Below are 21,170 nucleotides of genomic sequence, written 5' to 3' on the forward strand. Positions count from 1 at the left end.
GCATCCTTTTTGGGTGCGGGTTTGCTGATCGTTCCATTCTTCCGTCTGGGATGGTCAGCGCAACAGCTAGTTTGAGTTTATTTTGCTAGTGATTTGACTCGATGTCTATGACTGATTGCCGGCTTTGGCTGGCCAATCTAGAGTCTTCAACGGAGAGTTTGATCCTGGCTCAGGACGAACGCTGGCGGCGTGCTTAACACATGCAAGTCGAGCGGTAAGGCCCTTCGGGGTACACGAGCGGCGAACGGGTGAGTAACACGTGGGTGATCTGCCCTGCACTTCGGGATAAGCCTGGGAAACTGGGTCTAATACCGGATATGAGCCTCCACTGCATGGTGGGGGTTGGAAAGGTTTACTGGTGCAGGATGGGCCCGCGGCCTATCAGCTTGTTGGTGGGGTAATGGCCTACCAAGGCGACGACGGGTAGCCGGCCTGAGAGGGCGACCGGCCACACTGGGACTGAGACACGGCCCAGACTCCTACGGGAGGCAGCAGTGGGGAATATTGCACAATGGGCGAAAGCCTGATGCAGCGACGCCGCGTGAGGGATGACGGCCTTCGGGTTGTAAACCTCTTTCAGCAGGGACGAAGCGAGAGTGACGGTACCTGCAGAAGAAGCACCGGCCAACTACGTGCCAGCAGCCGCGGTAATACGTAGGGTGCGAGCGTTGTCCGGAATTACTGGGCGTAAAGAGCTCGTAGGCGGTTTGTCGCGTCGTCTGTGAAAACCAGCAGCTCAACTGCTGGCTTGCAGGCGATACGGGCAGACTTGAGTACTGCAGGGGAGACTGGAATTCCTGGTGTAGCGGTGAAATGCGCAGATATCAGGAGGAACACCGGTGGCGAAGGCGGGTCTCTGGGCAGTAACTGACGCTGAGGAGCGAAAGCGTGGGTAGCGAACAGGATTAGATACCCTGGTAGTCCACGCCGTAAACGGTGGGCGCTAGGTGTGGGTTTCCTTCCACGGGATCCGTGCCGTAGCTAACGCATTAAGCGCCCCGCCTGGGGAGTACGGCCGCAAGGCTAAAACTCAAAGGAATTGACGGGGGCCCGCACAAGCGGCGGAGCATGTGGATTAATTCGATGCAACGCGAAGAACCTTACCTGGGTTTGACATATACCGGAAAGCCGTAGAGATACGGCCCCCCCTTGTGGTCGGTATACAGGTGGTGCATGGCTGTCGTCAGCTCGTGTCGTGAGATGTTGGGTTAAGTCCCGCAACGAGCGCAACCCTTGTCCTGTGTTGCCAGCGCGTAATGGCGGGGACTCGCAGGAGACTGCCGGGGTCAACTCGGAGGAAGGTGGGGACGACGTCAAGTCATCATGCCCCTTATGTCCAGGGCTTCACACATGCTACAATGGCCGGTACAGAGGGCTGCGATACCGTGAGGTGGAGCGAATCCCTTAAAGCCGGTCTCAGTTCGGATCGGGGTCTGCAACTCGACCCCGTGAAGTCGGAGTCGCTAGTAATCGCAGATCAGCAACGCTGCGGTGAATACGTTCCCGGGCCTTGTACACACCGCCCGTCACGTCATGAAAGTCGGTAACACCCGAAGCCGGTGGCCTAACCCTTGTGGAGGGAGCCGTCGAAGGTGGGATCGGCGATTGGGACGAAGTCGTAACAAGGTAGCCGTACCGGAAGGTGCGGCTGGATCACCTCCTTTCTAAGGAGCATCTCCTTCTCGGACTCACACACAGGTGTGAGGGGAGTAAGGCAGAGGCCGTTTAGTGAACACATGTTTCACTGCGGTTGCTCATGGGTGGAACACTGACAAGCATTCTTCTTCACTACCGCTGGCCACTGTGCCGGCGGGAAGAGAGTTATATCGGCATACTGTTGGGTCCTGAGAGAACACGCGAGTGTTTTTCTCCAGGAAGAAACGATCCTGTTCGGATGTCAGGCAGACCGCGCTACTTCGGTGGTGGGCATGGTGTTGACGCGAGTTCGAGCGGGGTGTGTTGTTTGAGAACTGCACAGTGGACGCGAGCATCTTTGTTGTAAGTAATGAAGAGCGTACGGTGGATGCCTTGGCACCAGGAGCCGATGAAGGACGTAGGAGGCTGCGATAAGCCTCGGGGAGCTGTCAACCGAGCTGAGATCCGAGGATTTCCGAATGGGGAAACCCAGCCACAGTGATGTGTGGTTACCCGCGCCTGAATATATAGGGCGTGTGGAGGGAACGTGGGGAAGTGAAACATCTCAGTACCCACAGGAAGAGAAAACAATAGTGATTCCGTGAGTAGTGGCGAGCGAAAGCGGAAGAGGCTAAACCATGGATGTGTGATAGCCGGCGGGCGTTGCATTCGTGGGGTTGTGGGATCCATTTTGTCAATTCTGCCGGGTTGGCCAACAGTAAGAAATCATCGTGTTAGTCGAAGTGGTCTGGAACGGCCTGTCGTAGAGGGTGAGAATCCCGTAGACGAAAACATGGTGACTGTTGTAGTGGACACCCAAGTAGCAGCGGGCCCGTGAAATCTGCTGTGAATCTGTCGGGACCACCCGATAAGCCTGAATACTCCCTGGTGACCGATAGCGGACTAGTACCGTGAGGGAAAGGTGAAAAGTACCCCGGGAGGGGAGTGAAATAGTACCTGAAACCGTGCGCTTACAATCCGTCAGAGCCTTCGAACACTTCGGTGTTGGGGGTGATGGCGTGCCTTTTGAAGAATGAGCCTGCGAGTTAGCGGCATGTCGCGAGGTTAACCCGTGTGGGGTAGCCGTAGCGAAAGCGAGTCCGAATAGGGCGTCCGTAGTGGCATGTTCTAGACCCGAAGCGGAGTGATCTACCCATGGCCAGGGTGAAGCGACGGTAAGACGTCGTGGAGGCCCGAACCCACTTAGGTTGAAAACTGAGGGGATGAGCTGTGGGTAGGGGTGAAAGGCCAATCAAACTCCGTGATAGCTGGTTCTCCCCGAAATGCATTTAGGTGCAGCGTCGCGTGTTTCACTCTGGAGGTAGAGCTACTGGATGGCCGATGGGCCCCACAAGGTTACTGACGTCAGCCAAACTCCGAATGCCAGAGTGTGAGAGCGCGGCAGTGAGACTGCGGGGGATAAGCTTCGTAGTCGAGAGGGAAACAGCCCAGATCGCCGGCTAAGGCCCCTAAGCGTGTACTAAGTGGAAAAGGATGTGGGGTCGCGAAGACAACCAGGAGGTTGGCTTAGAAGCAGCCACCCTTGAAAGAGTGCGTAATAGCTCACTGGTCAAGTGATCCTGCGCCGACAATGTAGCGGGGCTCAAGTACACCGCCGAAGCCGCGGCATTCACATAACACCCATTTCCTCCTGCGGGGGGTTGTGCAGTGGTGTGGATGGGTAGGGGAGCGTCGTGCAGCCATGGAAGCAGCGGGGTGACCTAGTTGTGGAGGCTGCACGAGTGAGAATGCAGGCATGAGTAGCGAAAGACGAGTGAGAAACTCGTCCGCCGAATGACCAAGGGTTCCTGGGCCAGGTTAATCCGCCCAGGGTGAGTCGGGACCTAAGGCGAGGCCGACAGGCGTAGTCGATGGACAACGGGTTGATATTCCCGTACCCGTGTGAACGCGCCCCTGGTGAATCAGTGATACTAACCGTCCTGAAGCGTCCTTACTTCCCTTCGGGGAACCTGGATGTGGATGCACGGGACCTGATCTGGTAGTAGCCAAGCGATGGGGTGACGCAGGAAGGTAGCTGAGCCAGTCAGTGGTAATACTGGTGTAAGCGTGTAGGGCGTGGCCTAGGCAAATCCGGGTCACATACAGCCTGAGACGTGATGCGTAGCCGATTGAGGCGAATTCAGTGATCCTATGCTGCCGAGAAAAGCCTCTAGCGAGCTTTCACACGGCCCGTACCCCAAACCGACACAGGTGGTCAGGTAGAGAATACTAAGGCGATCGAGATAACTGTGGTTAAGGAACTCGGCAAAATGCCCCCGTAACTTCGGGAGAAGGGGGGCCTCGTCTGGTGATCCAACTTGCTTGGTGAGCTGGGTGGGGCCGCAGAGACCAGAGAGAAGCGACTGTTTACTAAAAACACAGGTCCGTGCGAAGTCGTAAGACGATGTATACGGACTGACGCCTGCCCGGTGCTGGAAGGTTAAGAGGACCGGTTAGCCAGCAATGGCGAAGCTGAGAATTTAAGCCCCAGTAAACGGCGGTGGTAACTATAACCATCCTAAGGTAGCGAAATTCCTTGTCGGGTAAGTTCCGACCTGCACGAATGGCGTAACGACTTCTCTGCTGTCTCAACCACAGACTCGGCGAAATTGCATTACGAGTAAAGATGCTCGTTACGCGCGGCAGGACGAAAAGACCCCGGGACCTTCACTATAGCTTGGTATTGGTGTTCGGTTCGGTTTGTGTAGGATAGGTGGGAGACTGTGAAGCGGGCACGCCAGTGTTCGTGGAGTCGTTGTTGAAATACCACTCTGATCGTATTGGACATCTAACCTCGGACCATGATCTGGTTCAGGGACAGTGCCTGGTGGGTAGTTTAACTGGGGCGGTTGCCTCCCAAAATGTAACGGAGGCGCCCAAAGGTTCCCTCAGCCTGGTTGGCAATCAGGTGTTGAGTGCAAGTGCACAAGGGAGCTTGACTGTGAGACTGACAGGTCGAGCAGGGACGAAAGTCGGGACTAGTGATCCGGCACCGGCAAGTGGAAGCGGTGTCGCTCAACGGATAAAAGGTACCCCGGGGATAACAGGCTGATCTTCCCCAAGAGTCCATATCGACGGGATGGTTTGGCACCTCGATGTCGGCTCGTCGCATCCTGGGGCTGGAGTAGGTCCCAAGGGTTGGGCTGTTCGCCCATTAAAGCGGCACGCGAGCTGGGTTTAGAACGTCGTGAGACAGTTCGGTCTCTATCCGCCGCGCGCGTTAGAAACTTGAGGAAGGCTGTCCCTAGTACGAGAGGACCGGGACGGACGAACCTCTGGTGTGCCAGTTGTTCCGCCAGGAGCACTGCTGGTTAGCTACGTTCGGAAGGGATAACCGCTGAAAGCATCTAAGCGGGAAGCCTGTTCCAAGATGAGGTTTCTCACCCCCTCGAGGGGGTAAGGCCCCCGGCAGACCACCGGGTTGATAGGCCAGAACTGGAAGCACGGTAACGTGTGGAGGTGACTGGTACTAATAGGCCGAGGACTTACCACAAAGAAGCTACGCGTCCACTGTGCGGTATCTGAAACAACACACAGATACCATTCACCCCCAACACCCCAGGTCTTGTGCCGGCGGGTGGTTCGGGCGCGGGGAATTGAATGTGTGACAGTTTCATAGAGTTACGGCGGCCATAGCGGAGGGGAAACGCCCGGTCCCATTCCGAACCCGGAAGCTAAGCCCTCCAGCGCCGATGGTACTGCACCCGACAGGGTGTGGGAGAGTAGGACACCGCCGAACACCCTTTCACCGAAGGCCCCCACCCATCAGGGTGGGGGCCTTCGGCATTTCCGCATGTCTGCACCCGAAACCCCTCCGCCCGGCAGACGGCGAGAGCGGGATCCGGGTGACCAGACGGATTGGAGCCCAGTTGACTTCCGATGATGCATCTATAAAAATAGATACGTTCGCGTATGGGCGGGCTGTGAGTGGAGAGGCGGGCGCGCGGTGGAGCCGTTGGCGATTTTCAAGGCGCTGTCCAACCCGACGCGATTGCAGATCATGCAGTGGCTGAAGGAGCCGGCGCGCTACTTCGATGAGCAGTCGTACGTTCAGCAGGATCTCGGATTCCACATCGGCGTGTGCGTCGGGGACATCCAGTCGAAGGCAGGCCTGGCGCAGTCGGTCGTCTCGAGCTATCTCCAGATCATGAAAGACGCCGGCCTGCTGGAGTCGGATCGCGTCGGTAAGTGGACGTACTACCGCAGGAACGAGAGGGTGATCGAGGAGTTCTCGGACTATGTGCGCAACTCGTTGTGAGGGCATTCGCGCGCCGCAATCTATCTAGATATCTAGATGTATCGATGTAAAAGGATTCTCGCGTGGTCTTGCGCCTCGCGTGGAAGGAACCGATGAAGAAGTCGAGCCACATCATTCTCGTGCTCGCCGTGGGCGTGTTCGGAATCATCACGACGGAAATGGGGATCATCGGGGTGCTGCCCCAGATCTCCGAGAAGTTTGCCATCGCGCCCGCGACGGCCGGTTGGTTGGTCGGGATATTCGCCCTTGTGGTCGCGGCATTCGGGCCGTTCGTGACGCTGCTGGCATCCGCAATCAACAGGAAGACCGTACTGCTCGCGGCGATCGCAGTCTTCGCGCTGTCGAACTTCGTGTACGCGGCGACCAGCAGCTTCGAGGTGATGTTCGCATTCCGTGTCATCCCCGCCCTGTTCCACCCGGTCTTCTTCTCGGTGGCCCTGGCGACTGCAGCCCGTCTTGTGCCCGCCGAACAGGCCACGCGCGCGGCGACGAAGGTGTTCGCCGGCGTCACAATCGGTTTCGCATTCGGCGTTCCGCTGACCGCGTACCTTTCCGAGCACATCTCCGTGGCGGCGGCGTTCTCGTTCGGCGGCGTAGTCAACCTCGTCGCCTTCGTTGGCATCCTCGCTCTGCTGCCGGCCGAGCCTGTCGGGCAGCGGATCTCCTACGGTGCGCAGGTCCGCATCATGCGCCGACCACGACTCTGGTTGACGATCGCCTCCATCGTGTTCGTCTTCGCCGCGATGTTCTCCGTCTACAGCTACTTCGCCGAATACCTGATCCAGGTCACGGATATGGACGGTGCCTGGACCGGTGTCATGCTGATGATGTTCGGCGTGGTGATGACGATCGGGAACTTCCTCTTCGGCGGTCTCCTGCAGAAGAACCTGGTCCGCACGGTCCTCGGCTTCCCGATTCTCTGTGCCGGCCTGTACCTGCTCGTCTACGCCGCAGGGCCGTACCTGGTCCCCATGGTGGCGGTGGTGATCGTCTGGGGCACAGTGCATTCCGGCGGGCTCATCGTGAGTCAGAGTTGGCTGGGCGTCGACGCGTCAGCGGCGCCCGAGTTCGGCAACAGTCTCTTCATCTCGTTCTCGAACCTCGGCATCGCGGTGGGTACCGCCGTGGGTGGCTGGTTCGTGTCGCAGTTCGGGATCCACCAGGTTCCCTGGGCAGGGTTTGTGTTTGCCGTCCTCGCGCTCATCGCGATCGTCGCGCGCCTCACGGTCGGCCGGCCTTCCGTTGACAGTCTCCTCGCTCAGCCCGAGAAGACCGTGGCTGCCCGCGCGTGACGTCAGCCGGTCGATTCCGCTGCCGGAGTGTCGACGGGCATCGCCAAACGGGTGGGGACCACCCGGCCACGGAGCGTCACCGCGTCGCCGAGCATCCACAGCCGCGACTCCCACGGATCGGCGGCGTCGACTGCGCGGTCCGAGGCGATCAAGGCTCCCGGGATGGTCTTCGCCAGCTCCGACAGCCGCGCGGCCTCGTTCACCGGATCCCCGATCACGGTGTACTCGAACCGTTCACGGGCCCCGACGTTTCCGGCGACTGCGGTGCCGGCCGCAACGCCGATGGCGGCATGGCACTCCGGAACCTCGATCGGGAGTCGGCGTCGGATGGCTCGCGCCGCGGCCAGCGCGTGACCGGCGGCGTCCGGAAGATCGCGCGGCGCACCGAATATCGCGAGTGCAGCATCGCCCTCGAACTTGTTGACGAACCCGCCGTGGCGGTCGACCTCGTCGACCACCACCTCGAAGAACCGGTTGAGAAGGTCGACCACCTCACCGGGCGGCCGCGCCGCGGCGAGTTCCGTCGAGCCGACCAGATCGACGAAGAAGATCGCGACGTCGCGTTCCTCACCGCCGAGGCGGAGCGGCGCGACGAGTGCGGCCTCGGCGACATCCTGGCCGACATGCCGCCCGAAGAGGTCCCGGATCCGCTCGCGCTCGCGCAGGCCGTCGGCCATCCGATTGAACCCGGACTGGAGTTCGCCGAGTTCGGTGCCGTCGTACACGACGACCCGGGTATCGAGGTTGCCTTCCTCGATCCGGCTCATGCCGGATTTGACGGAGCGGATGGGTGCGACGGTCGCGCGGGCGTTGAGAAGGATCAGCAGCAGCCCGAAGAAGAGGGTGATCGCACCGAGCCCGAGAACGGCGATGACGAGTTGGGGAAGTGTGGTGTCGTGGCTGGTGAGGCTGTACGCCGCGACGATCATCAACCCGGCGACGGGGACGCCGGTGCCGAGGATCCAGGCGAGCAGGGTGCGTCCGACGACGCCGCCGAGTCGCACATTCGGCCGTCCGCCGGTCTCGAGCGCGCGGGCCGAGGCCGGTCGCAGCGCGAACTCACTGAAGAGGTGGCTGAAGGCGCAGATGGTGATGCCGCCGAACGCGATGGTGAACGCGATCTTCGGAACGGTCTCCGGGTCGACGAGGGCATACGCGGGGGTCAGCAGGAGAAGTGCGATCGTCCACTGGCCGATCTGCATCCTGGTCAGCCGCCACGGCATCGTCAGTGCCGTCAGCCTGTCCGCTTCGGTGGGTGGCCTGTCTTGCACGATCCACTGCAGGCTGTGCAGTGCGCGCGTGGTCCCCATGATGGTTCCGACGATCAGTGCGACGGCCAGGTACACCGGGACGAAGACGAAGTTGAGGAACCGGAACTTCGGCTCGAGCAGCTCCGGTCCGGGCACGACGAAGGTCACGAGCACCGCGACGACGGTGGCGCCGACGAGGTTGGCCCCGAGCAGGGACGTGGTGAGGAGGGTCTGGACCCGGATCCGTCGGATGCGCGGTGTCTCCGAGGGCGTTCCGAGCAGACGGGAGCCTAGTGGCGTGTCGACGGGTCGGCGCGGGTCCATGGTCGTTCGAGAGTATTCGATCCACTAGGGTGGGCCGAGTGCGTCTTGTCATTGCTCGTTGCCGTGTCGATTACGTCGGTCGCCTGACGTCCCACCTGCCGATGGCCCGACGGCTGCTCCTCATCAAGGCGGACGGCTCGGTCAGCATCCACGCCGACGATCGCGCGTACAAGCCGCTGAACTGGATGAGCCCGCCGTGCTGGCTTGCCGAGACCACCGACGGCGAGACCGAAGACGGTGCCCCCAAGCAGCTGTGGGTGGTCACGAACAAGGCCGGCGAGGAACTGCAGATCACCATCGAGGAGATCGAGCACGACTCGAGTCACGAACTCGGCATCGATCCCGGACTCGTGAAGGACGGCGTCGAGGCGCATCTGCAGGAGCTACTGGCCGAACACGTCGAAACGCTGGGGGAGGGGTTCACGCTCATCCGCCGCGAGTACATGACGGCGATCGGTCCCGTCGACCTGCTGTGCCGCAACGCCGATGGGGCCACGGTTGCCGTCGAGATCAAGCGGCGCGGCGAGATCGACGGCGTCGAACAGCTCACCCGGTACCTCGAACTACTCAATCGGGATCCGCTGCTGGCCCCCGTAACCGGTGTCTTCGCGGCTCAGCAGATCAAGCCGCAGGCCAAGACGCTCGCGACGGACCGCGGTATTCGCTGCCTGGTCCTCGACTACGAGGCGCTGCGGGGCACCGAGAGTACCGAGTTCCGCTTGTTCTGAGCGCTCGCAGGAGCGTGACGACCGGCCCCTAGACTGGTGTGGTGCCGCGTCGCAATCAGCCCCGCAAACCCCACCGTCGCAGCGAGTCGGCCGATGGGCATGTCGGTGACGGCAGCCTGTTCGGAAACGCTCTCGCCCGCGAGGAGTCGGGTCCGTCCGGCTACGACGACGAACGTTTCATGGTCCGGCAGATTCCGGGTGCGCGGGCCACGAAGACGTACCGCTGCCCGGGCTGCGATCAGGAGGTGCGACCCGGTGTCGCGCACGTCGTGGCGTGGCCGTCCGACTCCGGTGGCGCGGACGACCGCCGGCACTGGCACACGGGGTGCTGGGCCGGCCGTCGCACACGGGGACTGACGCGTCGCTGGTCCTAGCCGAGCTACTTGGTTCGCGCGGGCAGTTGCTCGTCCGACGGCGAATCGGATTCGTCGGATCCGTCACCCGAATCGGCTGATTCACCGTCCGACGCCGCCGCCGAGGACTCGGCGTTGTCGAGGAGTTCGGACTCGCGGTTGACCGAGGCGAGCATCGCCGGTACCGAATCGAGCTGGCCTCGAATACCGAGCAGCTGAGCGAGGATTCGACTGCGCAACACCCGCAGTTCCTCGGCGAGTTCCTTCGCGTGCGCGATCTTGCGGTCGGACTGTTCGGTGGCGACCTGCAGGCGTCGCTGCGCCTCCCGGCTGGCGTCGGTGAGACGACGGTGGGCTTCGGCCTTGCTGTTGGTCTCGAGTTCCTCGATGGCTGCGAGTGCCTTGGCGCGGCGCTCGGCCATCGTGATCTCGAAGTCCTGCTGGACCTGCGCGCGCTTCGCCTCGGCCTCGGCGGTGAGACGGTCGCGCTCGGCCACGGCCGCTTCGACGATCCGGGTGCCCTCGGCCCGGGCCGCCGTCATGGTCTGTTCGTGTTCGCGTTCGAGGGCCGCACGCCGGTCCTCGAGTTCGCTCATTTTCGTCTCGTAGAGCTGACGGAGTCGCTCGCTCTCCTGTTCGGCGACCGAAACCATCTCCGCGGCATCGGCTTCCGCCTTCGCGCGCACCTCGGAGGCCTCGTCGGAGGCCAGGCGCAGCATGCGAGAGATGCGTTCGCTCATGCCCTCCGCGGTGGTGGGCGGCACCGACAGCCGGTCGACGTCGCGGCGCAGTTCGTCGATCTCGTCCCGCGCGTCCTCGAGCTGAATGGCCAGTTCCCGAGCCTGCGCGGCGGCCGCGTCGCGGTCGGTCGCGGTGAGGCGGAGCTCGGAATCGAAACGGTCGTAGTAGCGCCGAACCTCGTCCTTGTCGTATCCCTTGCGGACGATGGTGAACGGCATGCCGCGGTCGTGATCGTAGGCCATGGCTGCCAATCTACCGGCGACGATGGCCTCGGCGCCCGCGGAGTGGGACCGGCGTCGTCACACCGGCCCACTCCGCGGCGGCATCGGAAAACTCCGGGTCAGTGTCCGCCGTCGGCTGCCGGCTCGACGAGCTCGATGAGCACGCCGCCGCCGTCCTTCGGGTGGATGAAGTTGATGCGCGAGTCGGCGGTGCCGCGGCGCGGTGCGTCGTACAGCAGACGCACGCCGTCGGCGCGGAGTTGTGCGCTGATCGCGTCGATATCGGTGACGCGGAAGGCCAGCTGCTGCAGGCCCGGGCCACTGCGATCGATGAACTTGGCGATCGTGGAGTTCTCGTTCAGAGGAGCGAGGAGCTGGATCGCGGTGGCGCCGGCAACCTGGCCCGGGTATCCGAGCATGGCCTCGCGGACGCCCTGCTCCTCGTTGACCTCTTCGTGCAGGTTGACCATGCCGAGGTGCTGGCCGTACCACGCGATGGCGGCGTCGAGATCCGGCACTGCGATACCGACGTGGTCGATCGCGGTCACGAGCTCGGAGGTCAGTCCGCTCGCGGCGGTGCTGGGGGAGGAAGATGTCATGTATCAGACGGTAGCGCTACCGTTTGAACTGTTCGCGCCGGGTCGCGGCTCAGACCGCCGCCCCGGACCAAGATCGACCGCTGGAGGAATCTTGACCACTTCTGTCATCGTTGCCGGGGCCCGGACCCCCGTCGGACGGCTGCTCGGATCCCTGAAGGACCTTTCGGGCTCCGACCTCGGCGGTGTAGCGATCAAGGGTGCGCTGGAGAAGGCCGGGGTGGCGCCCGAGCAGGTCGAGTACGTGATCATGGGTCAGGTCCTCACCGCCGGCGCGGGGCAGATGCCGGCACGTCAGGCGGCCGTGGCCGCGGGCATCCCGATGAGTGTTCCCGCTCTGACCGTCAACAAGGTGTGCCTGTCGGGTGTCGACGCGATCGCGCTGGCCGACCAGTTGATCCGTGCCGGCGAGTTCGACGTCGTCGTCGCGGGCGGCCAGGAATCGATGTCGCGGGCACCGCACATGCTCGAGAAGAGCCGTGAGGGCTTCAAGTACGGCGATGTGACGCTGCGCGATCACATGGCGTACGACGGCCTGCACGACATCTTCACCGACCAGCCGATGGGCAACCTCACCGAGCAGCGCAACCAGGACGAGGACCAGCGCATCACGCGTGAGGCGCAGGACGCGTTCGCGGCCGCCTCGCACCAGAACGCTGCGCGCGCGTGGAAGGACGGGCTGTTCGCCGACGAGGTCGTGCCGGTGACGATTCCGCAGCGTCGCGGTGAGCCGATCGTGGTGACCGAGGACGAGGGCATCCGCGCCGACACCACCGTCGAGTCGCTGGCCAAGCTGCGTCCGGCGTTCGCCAAGGACGGCTCGATCACCGCCGGCACCGCGTCGCAGATCTCCGACGGTGCCGCCGCCGTGGTCGTGATGAGCAAGGCCAAGGCCGATGAGCTGGGTCTCGAGTGGATCGCGGAGATCGGCGCGCACGGCGTCGTCGCGGGTCCCGATTCGACCCTGCAGTCGCAGCCGGCGCGAGCGATCGCCCGCGCGTGCGAGCGTGAGGGCATCGACCCGAAGGACCTGGACCTGGTCGAGATCAACGAGGCGTTCGCGGCCGTGGGTATCGCGTCCACCGGGGAGCTGGGGATCGACGCCGCGAAGGTGAACGTCAACGGTGGCGCGATCGCGATCGGTCACCCGCTCGGCATGTCCGGTGCCCGCATCGCGCTGCACCTGGTCCTCGAGCTGCAGCGACGTGGCGGCGGCATCGGCGCGGCGGCGCTGTGCGGCGGTGGCGGACAGGGCGACGCGCTGATCGTCCGGGTCCCGAAGAAGTAGTTCATACCCCTCGACGGCACCCCGTGGTCGAGACTGTGACGAGTCTCAACTACGGGGTGTCGTAGTTTGTCGGGCACAATGGCGGCCATGGCGAACTTCTTCGATCTCAGCTCGTGGCCCAAACGTTTCCGTTGCGTGGCCGTCCTGGAAGCGTTCAGTTGGGCGGGTCTGTTGATCGGCATGGCGTTCAAGCACATCCCGGAGATCAATGGCGGCCCGGAGCTCGGCGTGAAGGTCTTCGGACCGATCCACGGTGCCATCTTCGTGATCTACGTGATCGTCGCGCTGTTCACCGCGCGCGCGGTCAAGTGGGACTTCAAGACGCTTGCGCTCGCGATGGTCTCCAGCATTCCGCCGTTCATGACCATCTGGTTCGAGATGTGGGCCGCGCGCAACGGGCGCCTCGGCGAGCTGTCGACCACGGGTTCCGCGAAGTCCGAGCCCGCTCTCGCCTGACGGACGCTCCGGTGGCGGGCCGGAATGGCTGCCCGCCCGCCACTCGTGACAAACTGAATCCGTGACTCGACCTGGTTCTCGTCCGTCCCCTCGTTCCGCTGCGGCCATGTCCGGAGCCGTCGACCTGTCCGGTCTCAGGGACCGTGCGCAGCAGCCGCCGAGCGCGCCCGCGGGCCCGCCCGCAGGCGACTCGGCCCCCGTGAGCACCACCGGTCTCGCACCGGTCATCGACGTCACCGAGGCCACCTTCCAGGCCGAGGTGCTCGAACGGTCCATGCAGGTCCTGGTGATCGTGGACCTGTGGGCCACCTGGTGCGAACCCTGCAAGCAGCTGTCCCCGGTGCTCGAGCAGCTCGCACACGAGGGCGGCGGCAACTGGGTCCTCGCGAAGATCGATGTCGATGCCAACCCCGGCATCGCGCAGGCGTTCGGCGTCCAGTCCGTCCCGACGGTGGTCGCGATCGCCGGTGGCCAGCCGCTCGCGGACTTCGCCGGTGCCCAGCCCGAACCGCAGTTGCGCCAGTGGATCGCCGCCCTGCAGGAGGCCGTCAAGGGCAAGCTGGCCGGCCCGCCGTCCGCTGACGGCGCCGAGCAGGAGCCCGAACCCGAGGATCCCCGCTTCGTGGCCGCCGAGAACGCGCTGGACGAGGGCGACTTCGCCGGTGCCGAGGCCGCCTACAACCTGATTCTCAACTCCGAGCCCGCGAACGAGCAGGCACTCGCCGCGCTGCGGCAGGTCCGGTTCCTCGGCCGGGTGCAGGAGCTGCCCGACGACGCGATCGCGGCCGCGGACGCACAGCCCGACTCGATCGACGCCCAGTTCGCCGCGGCCGACGCCGAGCTGTACTCGCAGCGGCCCGAGGCCGCATTCGACCGGCTCATCGCGCTCGTCCGTCGCACGGCCGGCGACGACCGGACGGCCGTGCGGACCCGTCTGCTCGAGCTGTTCGAGTTGTTCGACCCGGCCGAGCCGGTCCTGGTCGCGGCCCGTCGGAAGCTCGCGTCAGCGCTGTACTGACCGGCGCGGGACCCGCGTCCATCGGCGTTCCTCAGCGGTAGCGGCCGTCGCAGGTCTGCTGTCCGCCGAGGACACCGGTGCGGAACGCGTCCACGCGGGAGAACCCGCTGGGCACGGTGTTGCCGTCCACGTCGCTCGCGGCCAGGCCGTCGGACAACAGGCCGGAGATGGCCTCGTCGAGATCGCCGGGCGACAGCCACACCGTGCGCGTGTCGGTGGGGGCCGCCTGATCCGGACTGAGCGCCGCGGTGACCGCGCCCGACAGGCACGCCGCGCGCAACGCTGCCTGTGGGCCCGACAGCGACAGCCCCGCAGCCTTCTGCACCGCGAGGGTGTAGCGGGAGGCGAGCAGGACGTACGCGCCGTAGTCGCCGGTGACGTCGGCGCTGAGGACGTCGTCGCCGGTCACCGTGCTCGGGCGCCCACGTTCGGCGAGGGCCGGGACGTCGACGCCGATCGTGTTGGTGGCGGGGCAGTACGAGACCGGTTCGGTGGCACTCGCGTCCCGGCAGTCGGTGTCGATCCCGGTGAGATCGAGGGTGGGCGGGTCGGCGAGGGCGAACACCCTCCCGAAGGAGTCGAAGATCGCCGTCAGCGATTCCTCCGTCACCGGCAGCTCACCGTCGTCGTTGCGTCCGTCGAACCGCTGCGGCAGGTCGGCCCGTCGCGACGTGATCTCGTCGGCGTCGATGCGGGTGCACGCGCCCGCCCCGTCGGTGAATCCGATCTGGGCCGCGGTGACGCGTTCGAATGCCGAACCGTGAATCGACTCGGGATCGCTGGGGTCGGTGTCGCGCACCGAGACGGTCGCTGCGAGCACCGAGTTGAGTCCGTCGGACGTGTTGAGGGTGAAACGCGCGGCGCGCCCCTCCGCGACGTGGCGGATGAACGCGCCCGCGAAACAGTCCGCCTGTTGTTCGAACACGATGCCCGGATCGTCCTCGCCCACCAGTCCGGCCTTCTGCTGGATCGCGTGACCGTACTCGTGCGCCAGCACCATCACCACCGACATCGGCCCGAACGTGTCGACCAGGCCCGGCAGCAGGTAGGAGCGGTCCCAGCCGATCGTGTCCTGCTTGACGCAGTACGCCGCGTTGACGAGGTCCTCGGTGGCCATCCCGCAGAATCGGTGGCCGCCGGTGTCGTCGGGGTTCCACGACAACAGATCGGTGACCGGCTGGAATCTGCCCTTGAAGATCGTCGGGTATTCCGCCGTCCAGTAGTCCTCGATGTCGGCGATCGCGTTCGCGGCGAGAGTGTCGATCGCGCCGCCGTCGCCGTCGGTCACGGTGCGGGACGTGTCCGGTGCACCCTCACGGGGTCCACTCGGACCGCCCTGCGCGGGGAGTCCGGCCACCGTGAACGGATCGTCGTAGATGGACACCGCGCGCCCGTCGATGGTCGACGAGCATCCGGCGGCCGCGCTCATCGCCACCGCCACCAGCACGAGGGATGTCGCGACGGCACCTGCCGGTCGCCGAGTGCGTGTCACCGATCCCGCCCAGTCACCGCGTGTCCCTCACCTTTCCAGCCGCATCCAGATGGCCGCACTCGCCGGTAGCGTCACCTCCGCCGACGCCGGCCGACCGTGCCACGGCCGCTCCAGGGCCGTCACCGCGCCGAAGTTACCCAAGCCCGACCCCTGGTACTGCAGCGCGTCGGTATTGAGGATCTCAGACCAATTGCCCGGTTCGGGCAAGCCCACACGATACTTCTCGTGCGCCGACCCCGAAAAGTTGTACAGGCAGGCGACGATCGAGCCGTCGCTGCCGTACCGCAGGAAGCTCAGCACGTTGTTCTCGGTGTCGTTCGCGTCGATCCACGAATATCCGCCGGGGGAGGTGTCCAGCGTCCACAACGCCGGATTGGCGCGGTAGACGGCATTGAGATCGCAGACGAGGGCGTGGACGCCGTGGTGCAGGTCGCCGGTCTCCGGGTCCTCGAGTTCGTGCCAGTCGAGCCCGTGCTCCTCGGACCACTCGGCCCGCTGCCCGAACTCCTGCCCCATGAACAGCAACTGCTTGCCGGGGTGCGCCCACATGTACGCCAGCAGCGCACGCACGCCCGCGGCCTTCGCGTAGTCGTCACCCGGCATGCGCGACCACAGCGTGCCCTTGCCGTGGACGACCTCGTCGTGGCTGATCGGCAGCAGGTAGTTCTCGCTCCACGCGTACATGAGCGAGAACGTGATCTCGTGGTGGTGGAAGGTGCGGTGGACGGGGTCGCGCTGCAGGTACCCGAGGGTGTCGTGCATCCAGCCCATGTTCCATTTCATGGTGAACCCGAGTCCGCCGACGTTGGTGCTGCGCGTGACGCCCGGCCACGACGTCGACTCCTCGGCGACGGTCACGACACCCCGGTGATGCTTGTGCACGGTCGCGTTCATCTCCTGCAGAAACGCCACCGCCTCGAGATTCTCGCGACCCCCGTGGACGTTGGGTGTCCACTGCCCGGACGGCCTGGAGTAGTCGAGGTACAGCATCGAGGCCACGGCATCGACACGCAGACCGTCGACGTGGAACTCGTCGAGCCAGAACAGGGCGTTGGCGACCAGGAAGTTCCGGACCTCGCGGCGGCCGAAGTCGAACACGTAGGTGCCCCAGTCGAGTTGCTCGCCGCGCTGCGGATCCGCGTGCTCGTACAGCGGGGAACCGTCGAACCGGGCCAGCGCCCAGTCGTCCTTGGGGAAATGCGCCGGCACCCAGTCGACGATGACGCCGATCCCGGCCCGGTGCAGCCGGTCGACGAACGCACGGAAGTTGTCGGGCGTCCCGAAGCGGGCGGTCGGCGCGTAGTACGACGTCACCTGGTAGCCCCACGAGCCGCCGTAGGGGTGCTCGGCCACGGGCAGCAGTTCGACGTGCGTGAACCCGGCCTCGATGACGTACGTGCTCAGTTCGTCGGCGAGTTCGGTGTAGCTCAGTCCGGGACGCCACGATCCGAGGTGGACCTCGTACACGCTCATCGGTTCCCGGCTCGGCTCCGTGCCGGCGCGGGCCGCCATCCACTCGCCGTCGGACCATCGGTGCGTCGAGGCGGTGACGATCGACGCGGTCGCCGGCGGAACCTCCGTCGCGAACGCCATCGGGTCGGCCTTGTCGCGGACGCTGCCGTCGCGGCCGTGGATCCGGAACTTGTACATCTCACCGGGTCCGACGTCGGGGACGAACACCTCCCACACCCCGGTCGAACCGAGCACACGCATCGGGAAGGTCCGCCCGCCCCACAGGTCGACGTCGCCGGTGACCGCGACGCCGCGGGCACCGGGCGCCCACACCGCGAACGACGTGCCGTGCACGACGCCGTCGGGGGTGTCGTACGTGCGTGGATGCGCGCCGAGGATGTCCCAGAGCCGCTCGTGTCGGCCCTCCCCGAACAGGTGCAGATCCAGTTCGCCGAGGGTCGGGAGGAACCGGTACCCGTCGGCGGTCACCACCGTGTACGCGCCCGGGTAGGTCACCACCAGGCGGTAGTCCGCCACGTCGTCGACCGCGACCAGCGCGCTGAAGACGTCGTCGGCGACCCGCTGCAGCGGGTGATCGCGCCCGCCGATCCGCACCGAGACGGATTCGGCGCCCGGGCGTAGCGCCCGGATCACGGTGCCGTCGGGGTGCGGGTGCGCACCCAGGACCGCGTGCGGATCGTGGTGGGTGCCCTGCGTGAGCAGAGTCAGATCACGCGGATCCGGTGGACACACCTCGACGGGAGGGGTCACGGATTGTGCTCCCGGTCGGCGAGGCGTCTGCGCGCCTCGAGGGGGATCGGCGGCAGCGCCAGGATGTGCGCCGACGCCCGCCACGGTTCGAGGCGGACGAAGTTGTGCTGCCCCCACTCGTACTGTTCGCCGCTGACCTTGTCGTGCACGGACAGGTGGTCGTGCCAGTCGCGGCCGAGGGCCGGCATGTCGAGGGACACGAAACCCTGCTCGGCGCCGAACGGGTTGAGGTTCACCACGGTCAGGACGGCATCGCCGGTGACGGGATCGAACTTGGAGTACGCGACGAGCGCGTCGTTGTCGACGTGGTGGAAGTGCAGGTTCCGCAACTGCTGCAGCGCCGGGTGTGCTCGCCGGATCCGGTTCAGCGTCGTGATCCACGGCTCGAGGGATTCACCGCGGGCCCGGGCATCGGCGTAGTCGCGGGGGCGCAGCTGGTACTTCTCCGAGTCCAGGTACTCCTCGCTGCCGGGGCGGATCGCGACGTGCTCGAACAGCTCGTAGCCGGAATACACGCCCCACGTGGGCGAGAGCGTCGCCGCGAGCGCGGCCCGCAACGCGAACATGCCCGGGCCGCCGTGCTGCAGGCTCTCGTGCAGGATGTCGGGGGTATTGACGAACAGGTTCGGCCGGGCCTCGTCGGCCTTCGCGGCGATCTCGTGACCGAATTCGGTGAGCTCCCACTTGTTCACCCGCCACGTGAAGTACGTGTACGACTGCGTGAACCCACGCTTGGCGAGCCCGTACAGGCGTGCGGGCCGGGTGAACGCCTCGGACAGGAACAGCACGTCCGGGTCGGTCCTCTTCACCTCGTCGATCAGCCACTCCCACAGGCGCGGCGGCTTGGTGTGCGGATTGTCGACGCGGAAGATCTTGACGCCCAGCCGGACCCAGTGCCGGACGACGCGCAGCACCTCGGCATGGATGCCGTCGGGATCGTGATCGAAGTCGATCGGGTAGATGTCCTGGTACTTCTTGGGCGGGTTCTCGGCGAACGCGATGGTGCCGTCGGGTAGCTGCGTGAACCACTCGGGATGCTGTTGCGCCCACGGATGATCGGGGGCGCACTGCAGCGCGAGATCGAGCGCCACCTCCAGCCCGAGCCGCGCGGCATCGGCGACGAACGCCTCGAAGTCGGCCTCGGTGCCCAAGTCGGAATGGATCGCGTCGTGACCGCCGTCCGCCGACCCGATCGCCCACGGTGAGCCGACGTCGTCGGGGCCGGCGGTGAGGGAGTTGTTGGGGCCCTTGCGGTTCACCTCGCCGATCGGATGGATCGGCGGCAGGTAGACGACGTCGAAACCCATCGCGGCGATGCGGGGCAGGTCCGCCGCGGCGGTCGCGAACGTGCCGTGCCGCGGGGCGCCGTGCGTGTCCCACCCGCCGGTGGAGCGGGGAAAGAACTCGTACCAGGACCCGAACAGGGCGCGCCGGCGGTCCACCACCACGTCGTACGGGCGCGATGCGGTCACCAGTTCGCGCAGCGGCCGCGCGCGCAGTGCCTCCGCGACATCGGACGCGAACGCCGGTGCGACCCGGACCGGCAGCTGGCGGTCCGACCGCAGCGAGGCCGCCACCGCGAGCAGGCGGTCGCGGTCGAACCGGTCCGCGCCGCCGGCCGCCCGCTCGAACAGGCGCGCGCCGAGCTCGAGGTCGTTGGCCAGATCCGCGGGCCCCTGACCGACGCCGAGCTTCGCCTCCACCGCGTGCCGCCACGTGGTGATCGGGTCACCCCACGCCTCGATGCGGTAGCTCCACGGCCCGACCGCGGTCGGGGTGAACGTCGCGTGGAACGAGTCCAGCTGCGGCCCGGGGTGCATCGGAATCCGCACCGTGTCGGACGGTCCGCCGGGGCCCTCGACGACCAGCGTCGCCGCCACCGCGTCGTGTCCCTCCCGCCACACCGTGGCGGACACCGGAAACACCTCGCCGACCACGGCCTTGGCCGGGAAACGACCGCCGTCGATCGAGGGCAGCACGTCGTCTATGGCGAGGCGACCTGGCACGCGGACTCCGTTCGGTCGGTAGGCGTTTGCCCCGTGGGGGCGATCGTGATGGGTCAACCGTAGTTCAGCGGATCGCGACGCGCGGGGATCGTGCGGACGAATCACGTGTCGTCGCCCCGCGCGCGCGTCAGGAGTGCTGGTCGAGCTTGTCGATATGAACGAGAACTCGCTCGTGCCAATCGATCTCGACCTGAACGCGCATCTGTGCGTGTTCGAGGATCAGATCGTCCGCTTTGCTCTGGTCGGGCCATCGCCGGTCGAGTTGGTGGCTCAACTGGGACTGACGTGCGCGCAGTGCGGCGACGCGGTCGCTGATGTAACCGCGCAGGATCTCTCGGTCGACGTCCGAGCTGACGGCTAGGGCGAGATCGACCGGGTCGGGCTTGAGATGTATCTCGCTGAGTGCTTCGTCCCGAAGCGCTCGTAGCTCGCGGCCGCCTTCGTCGGTGATCTCGTAGATCGTTCTCGCGGGAAGCGTCCCGTCCTGCTCGGTGCGGAGGGGGCGGATGAGTCCTTCCTCTGTGAGCCTGTGCAGTGCCCCGTAGAGAGACCCGGGTTTCACCTGCGACCACAGGTCGGCGCGGTCCACGCGGGCGTCCCGGCGCAGTTGATGCCCGTGCATCGGCCCGCGTTTGGCCAGTGCTCCCAGAACGAACAACCGCGTGGGATTCATTCGTCCTTTGTACACGAGTACTCGTATTTGAGTACTCTCGTTTGGATGACTGTGAGACCCATCGTGATCGCCGGCGATCCTCTTCTGGCAACTCCGGCGGTCCCTGTGACGCGCTTCGGCTCCGAGCTCGCGGCGTTCGTCGCCGACATGTTCGAGACCAACACGGCAGCGAACGGTGCGGGTCTCGCCGCAAACCAGATCGGTGATCCGCGCGCGGTGTTCGTGTACGACCTGATCGACAACGGTGTTCGTCATCGTGGGTGCGTGATCAATCCGACGTTGGAAACCTCGGAGCGGCCGGAGACGATGCCGGACCCAGATGAACTCGAGGGGTGCCTCTCGGTTCCCGGCGAGCGGTTCCCCACGGGTCGCGCCGACTGGGCGCGAGTCAGCGGAGTCGACACGGGAGATCGGCCCATCGTCGTCGAGGCGACCGGATACCTCGCGCGATGCTTCCAACACGAGGTCGACCATCTGGAGGGCCGTCTCTATGTGGATCGTTTGATCGGCCGTCATCGACGCGCCGCTCGCAAGATGATCAAGCTGCGGGGGTGGACCGAGCCGGGTGGCTCGTGGCTCCCCGGATCCACGGACGGCGCCTTCGGCTGAAACGTCG

15 protein-coding genes and 3 rRNA genes are annotated in these 21,170 nt (G+C 65.1%); 11 read left to right on the forward strand and 7 right to left on the reverse strand.

The window, feature by feature from the left end; translation table 11 throughout:
* Positions 1-146 precede the first annotated feature (146 nt).
* The 5 genes from HUN07_RS10220 (at position 147) to HUN07_RS10240 (ending at position 7,185) form a co-directional block, all read left to right on the forward strand.
* Positions 147-1,664 (forward strand): 16S ribosomal RNA (locus tag HUN07_RS10220).
* A 332-nt stretch (positions 1,665-1,996) separates the two neighbouring features.
* Positions 1,997-5,128, forward strand: a 23S ribosomal RNA gene (locus HUN07_RS10225).
* A gap of 129 nt (positions 5,129-5,257) precedes the next feature.
* Positions 5,258-5,374 (forward strand): 5S ribosomal RNA (gene rrf / locus HUN07_RS10230).
* The 16S, 23S and 5S rRNA genes sit together here, the layout of an rRNA operon.
* Positions 5,375-5,581: 207 nt before the next feature.
* Positions 5,582-5,893, forward strand: a complete 312-nt coding sequence (locus HUN07_RS10235; protein WP_174909516.1) for an ArsR/SmtB family transcription factor — start codon at positions 5,582-5,584, stop codon at positions 5,891-5,893.
* Between the two features lie 62 nt (positions 5,894-5,955).
* Positions 5,956-7,185 carry an MFS transporter gene (locus tag HUN07_RS10240; RefSeq protein WP_254622885.1) on the forward strand — a complete coding sequence of 410 codons (1,230 nt, stop codon included), beginning with the start codon at positions 5,956-5,958 and terminating at the stop codon, positions 7,183-7,185.
* A 2-nt stretch (positions 7,186-7,187) separates the two neighbouring features.
* Here HUN07_RS10240 and HUN07_RS10245 read toward each other — a convergent pair whose 3' ends face one another.
* Positions 7,188-8,759 (reverse strand): adenylate/guanylate cyclase domain-containing protein, encoded by a 1,572-nt coding sequence (locus HUN07_RS10245; RefSeq protein ID WP_174909518.1) that lies wholly within the window; start codon positions 8,757-8,759, stop codon positions 7,188-7,190.
* 38 nt (positions 8,760-8,797) lie between these two features.
* Here HUN07_RS10245 and nucS point away from each other — a divergent pair, with 38 nt between their 5' ends.
* Positions 8,798-9,487 carry an endonuclease NucS gene (gene nucS, locus HUN07_RS10250; protein ID WP_114719469.1) on the forward strand — a complete coding sequence of 230 codons (690 nt, stop codon included), beginning with the start codon at positions 8,798-8,800 and terminating at the stop codon, positions 9,485-9,487.
* Positions 9,488-9,528: 41 nt separating this feature from the next.
* The gene (locus tag HUN07_RS10255) at positions 9,529-9,861 is read left to right on the forward strand and encodes an ATP/GTP-binding protein (protein WP_174909520.1); all 333 of its coding nucleotides are present in this window, start codon (positions 9,529-9,531) and stop codon (positions 9,859-9,861) included.
* Positions 9,862-9,866: 5 nt separating this feature from the next.
* Here HUN07_RS10255 and HUN07_RS10260 read toward each other — a convergent pair whose 3' ends face one another.
* The gene (locus tag HUN07_RS10260) at positions 9,867-10,823 is read right to left on the reverse strand and encodes a hypothetical protein (RefSeq protein WP_174909522.1); all 957 of its coding nucleotides are present in this window, start codon (positions 10,821-10,823) and stop codon (positions 9,867-9,869) included.
* A gap of 98 nt (positions 10,824-10,921) precedes the next feature.
* Positions 10,922-11,401: a methylmalonyl-CoA epimerase gene (mce, locus tag HUN07_RS10265; RefSeq protein ID WP_174909524.1), complete on the reverse strand. Its 480-nt coding sequence runs from the start codon at positions 11,399-11,401 to the stop codon at positions 10,922-10,924.
* Positions 11,402-11,492: 91 nt separating this feature from the next.
* Here mce and HUN07_RS10270 point away from each other — a divergent pair, with 91 nt between their 5' ends.
* The 3 genes from HUN07_RS10270 (at position 11,493) to HUN07_RS10280 (ending at position 14,160) form a co-directional block, all read left to right on the forward strand.
* Positions 11,493-12,686: an acetyl-CoA C-acetyltransferase gene (locus HUN07_RS10270; protein WP_174909526.1), complete on the forward strand. Its 1,194-nt coding sequence runs from the start codon at positions 11,493-11,495 to the stop codon at positions 12,684-12,686.
* A gap of 78 nt (positions 12,687-12,764) precedes the next feature.
* Positions 12,765-13,142, forward strand: coding sequence for a DUF3817 domain-containing protein (locus tag HUN07_RS10275; protein ID WP_174914607.1), 378 nt, complete (start codon positions 12,765-12,767; stop codon positions 13,140-13,142).
* 106 nt (positions 13,143-13,248) lie between these two features.
* On the forward strand, positions 13,249-14,160 hold the full coding sequence (locus HUN07_RS10280; protein WP_114719479.1) for a tetratricopeptide repeat protein: 912 nt from the start codon (positions 13,249-13,251) through the stop codon (positions 14,158-14,160).
* 31 nt (positions 14,161-14,191) lie between these two features.
* Here HUN07_RS10280 and HUN07_RS10285 read toward each other — a convergent pair whose 3' ends face one another.
* The 4 genes from HUN07_RS10285 to HUN07_RS10300 all read right to left on the reverse strand — a co-directional run bounded on the left by HUN07_RS10285 (position 14,192) and on the right by HUN07_RS10300 (position 20,554).
* Positions 14,192-15,652, reverse strand: a complete 1,461-nt coding sequence (locus HUN07_RS10285; protein ID WP_397484393.1) for a metallopeptidase — start codon at positions 15,650-15,652, stop codon at positions 14,192-14,194.
* A gap of 27 nt (positions 15,653-15,679) precedes the next feature.
* Positions 15,680-17,875, reverse strand: a complete 2,196-nt coding sequence (gene glgB, locus HUN07_RS10290) for a 1,4-alpha-glucan branching protein GlgB (protein WP_174909528.1) — start codon at positions 17,873-17,875, stop codon at positions 15,680-15,682.
* Positions 17,872-19,881 carry a maltotransferase domain-containing protein gene (locus tag HUN07_RS10295; protein ID WP_174909530.1) on the reverse strand — a complete coding sequence of 670 codons (2,010 nt, stop codon included), beginning with the start codon at positions 19,879-19,881 and terminating at the stop codon, positions 17,872-17,874. Before HUN07_RS10295 ends, glgB begins: the two co-directional genes overlap by 4 nt.
* A gap of 127 nt (positions 19,882-20,008) precedes the next feature.
* The gene (locus tag HUN07_RS10300) at positions 20,009-20,554 is read right to left on the reverse strand and encodes a PadR family transcriptional regulator (RefSeq protein WP_174909532.1); all 546 of its coding nucleotides are present in this window, start codon (positions 20,552-20,554) and stop codon (positions 20,009-20,011) included.
* Between the two features lie 45 nt (positions 20,555-20,599).
* Here HUN07_RS10300 and HUN07_RS10305 point away from each other — a divergent pair, with 45 nt between their 5' ends.
* Positions 20,600-21,163: a peptide deformylase gene (locus HUN07_RS10305; protein ID WP_174909534.1), complete on the forward strand. Its 564-nt coding sequence runs from the start codon at positions 20,600-20,602 to the stop codon at positions 21,161-21,163.
* Positions 21,164-21,170 lie beyond the last annotated feature (7 nt).

The organism is Rhodococcus sp. W8901 (assembly GCF_013348805.1).
Lineage (GTDB): Bacteria > Actinomycetota > Actinomycetes > Mycobacteriales > Mycobacteriaceae > Prescottella.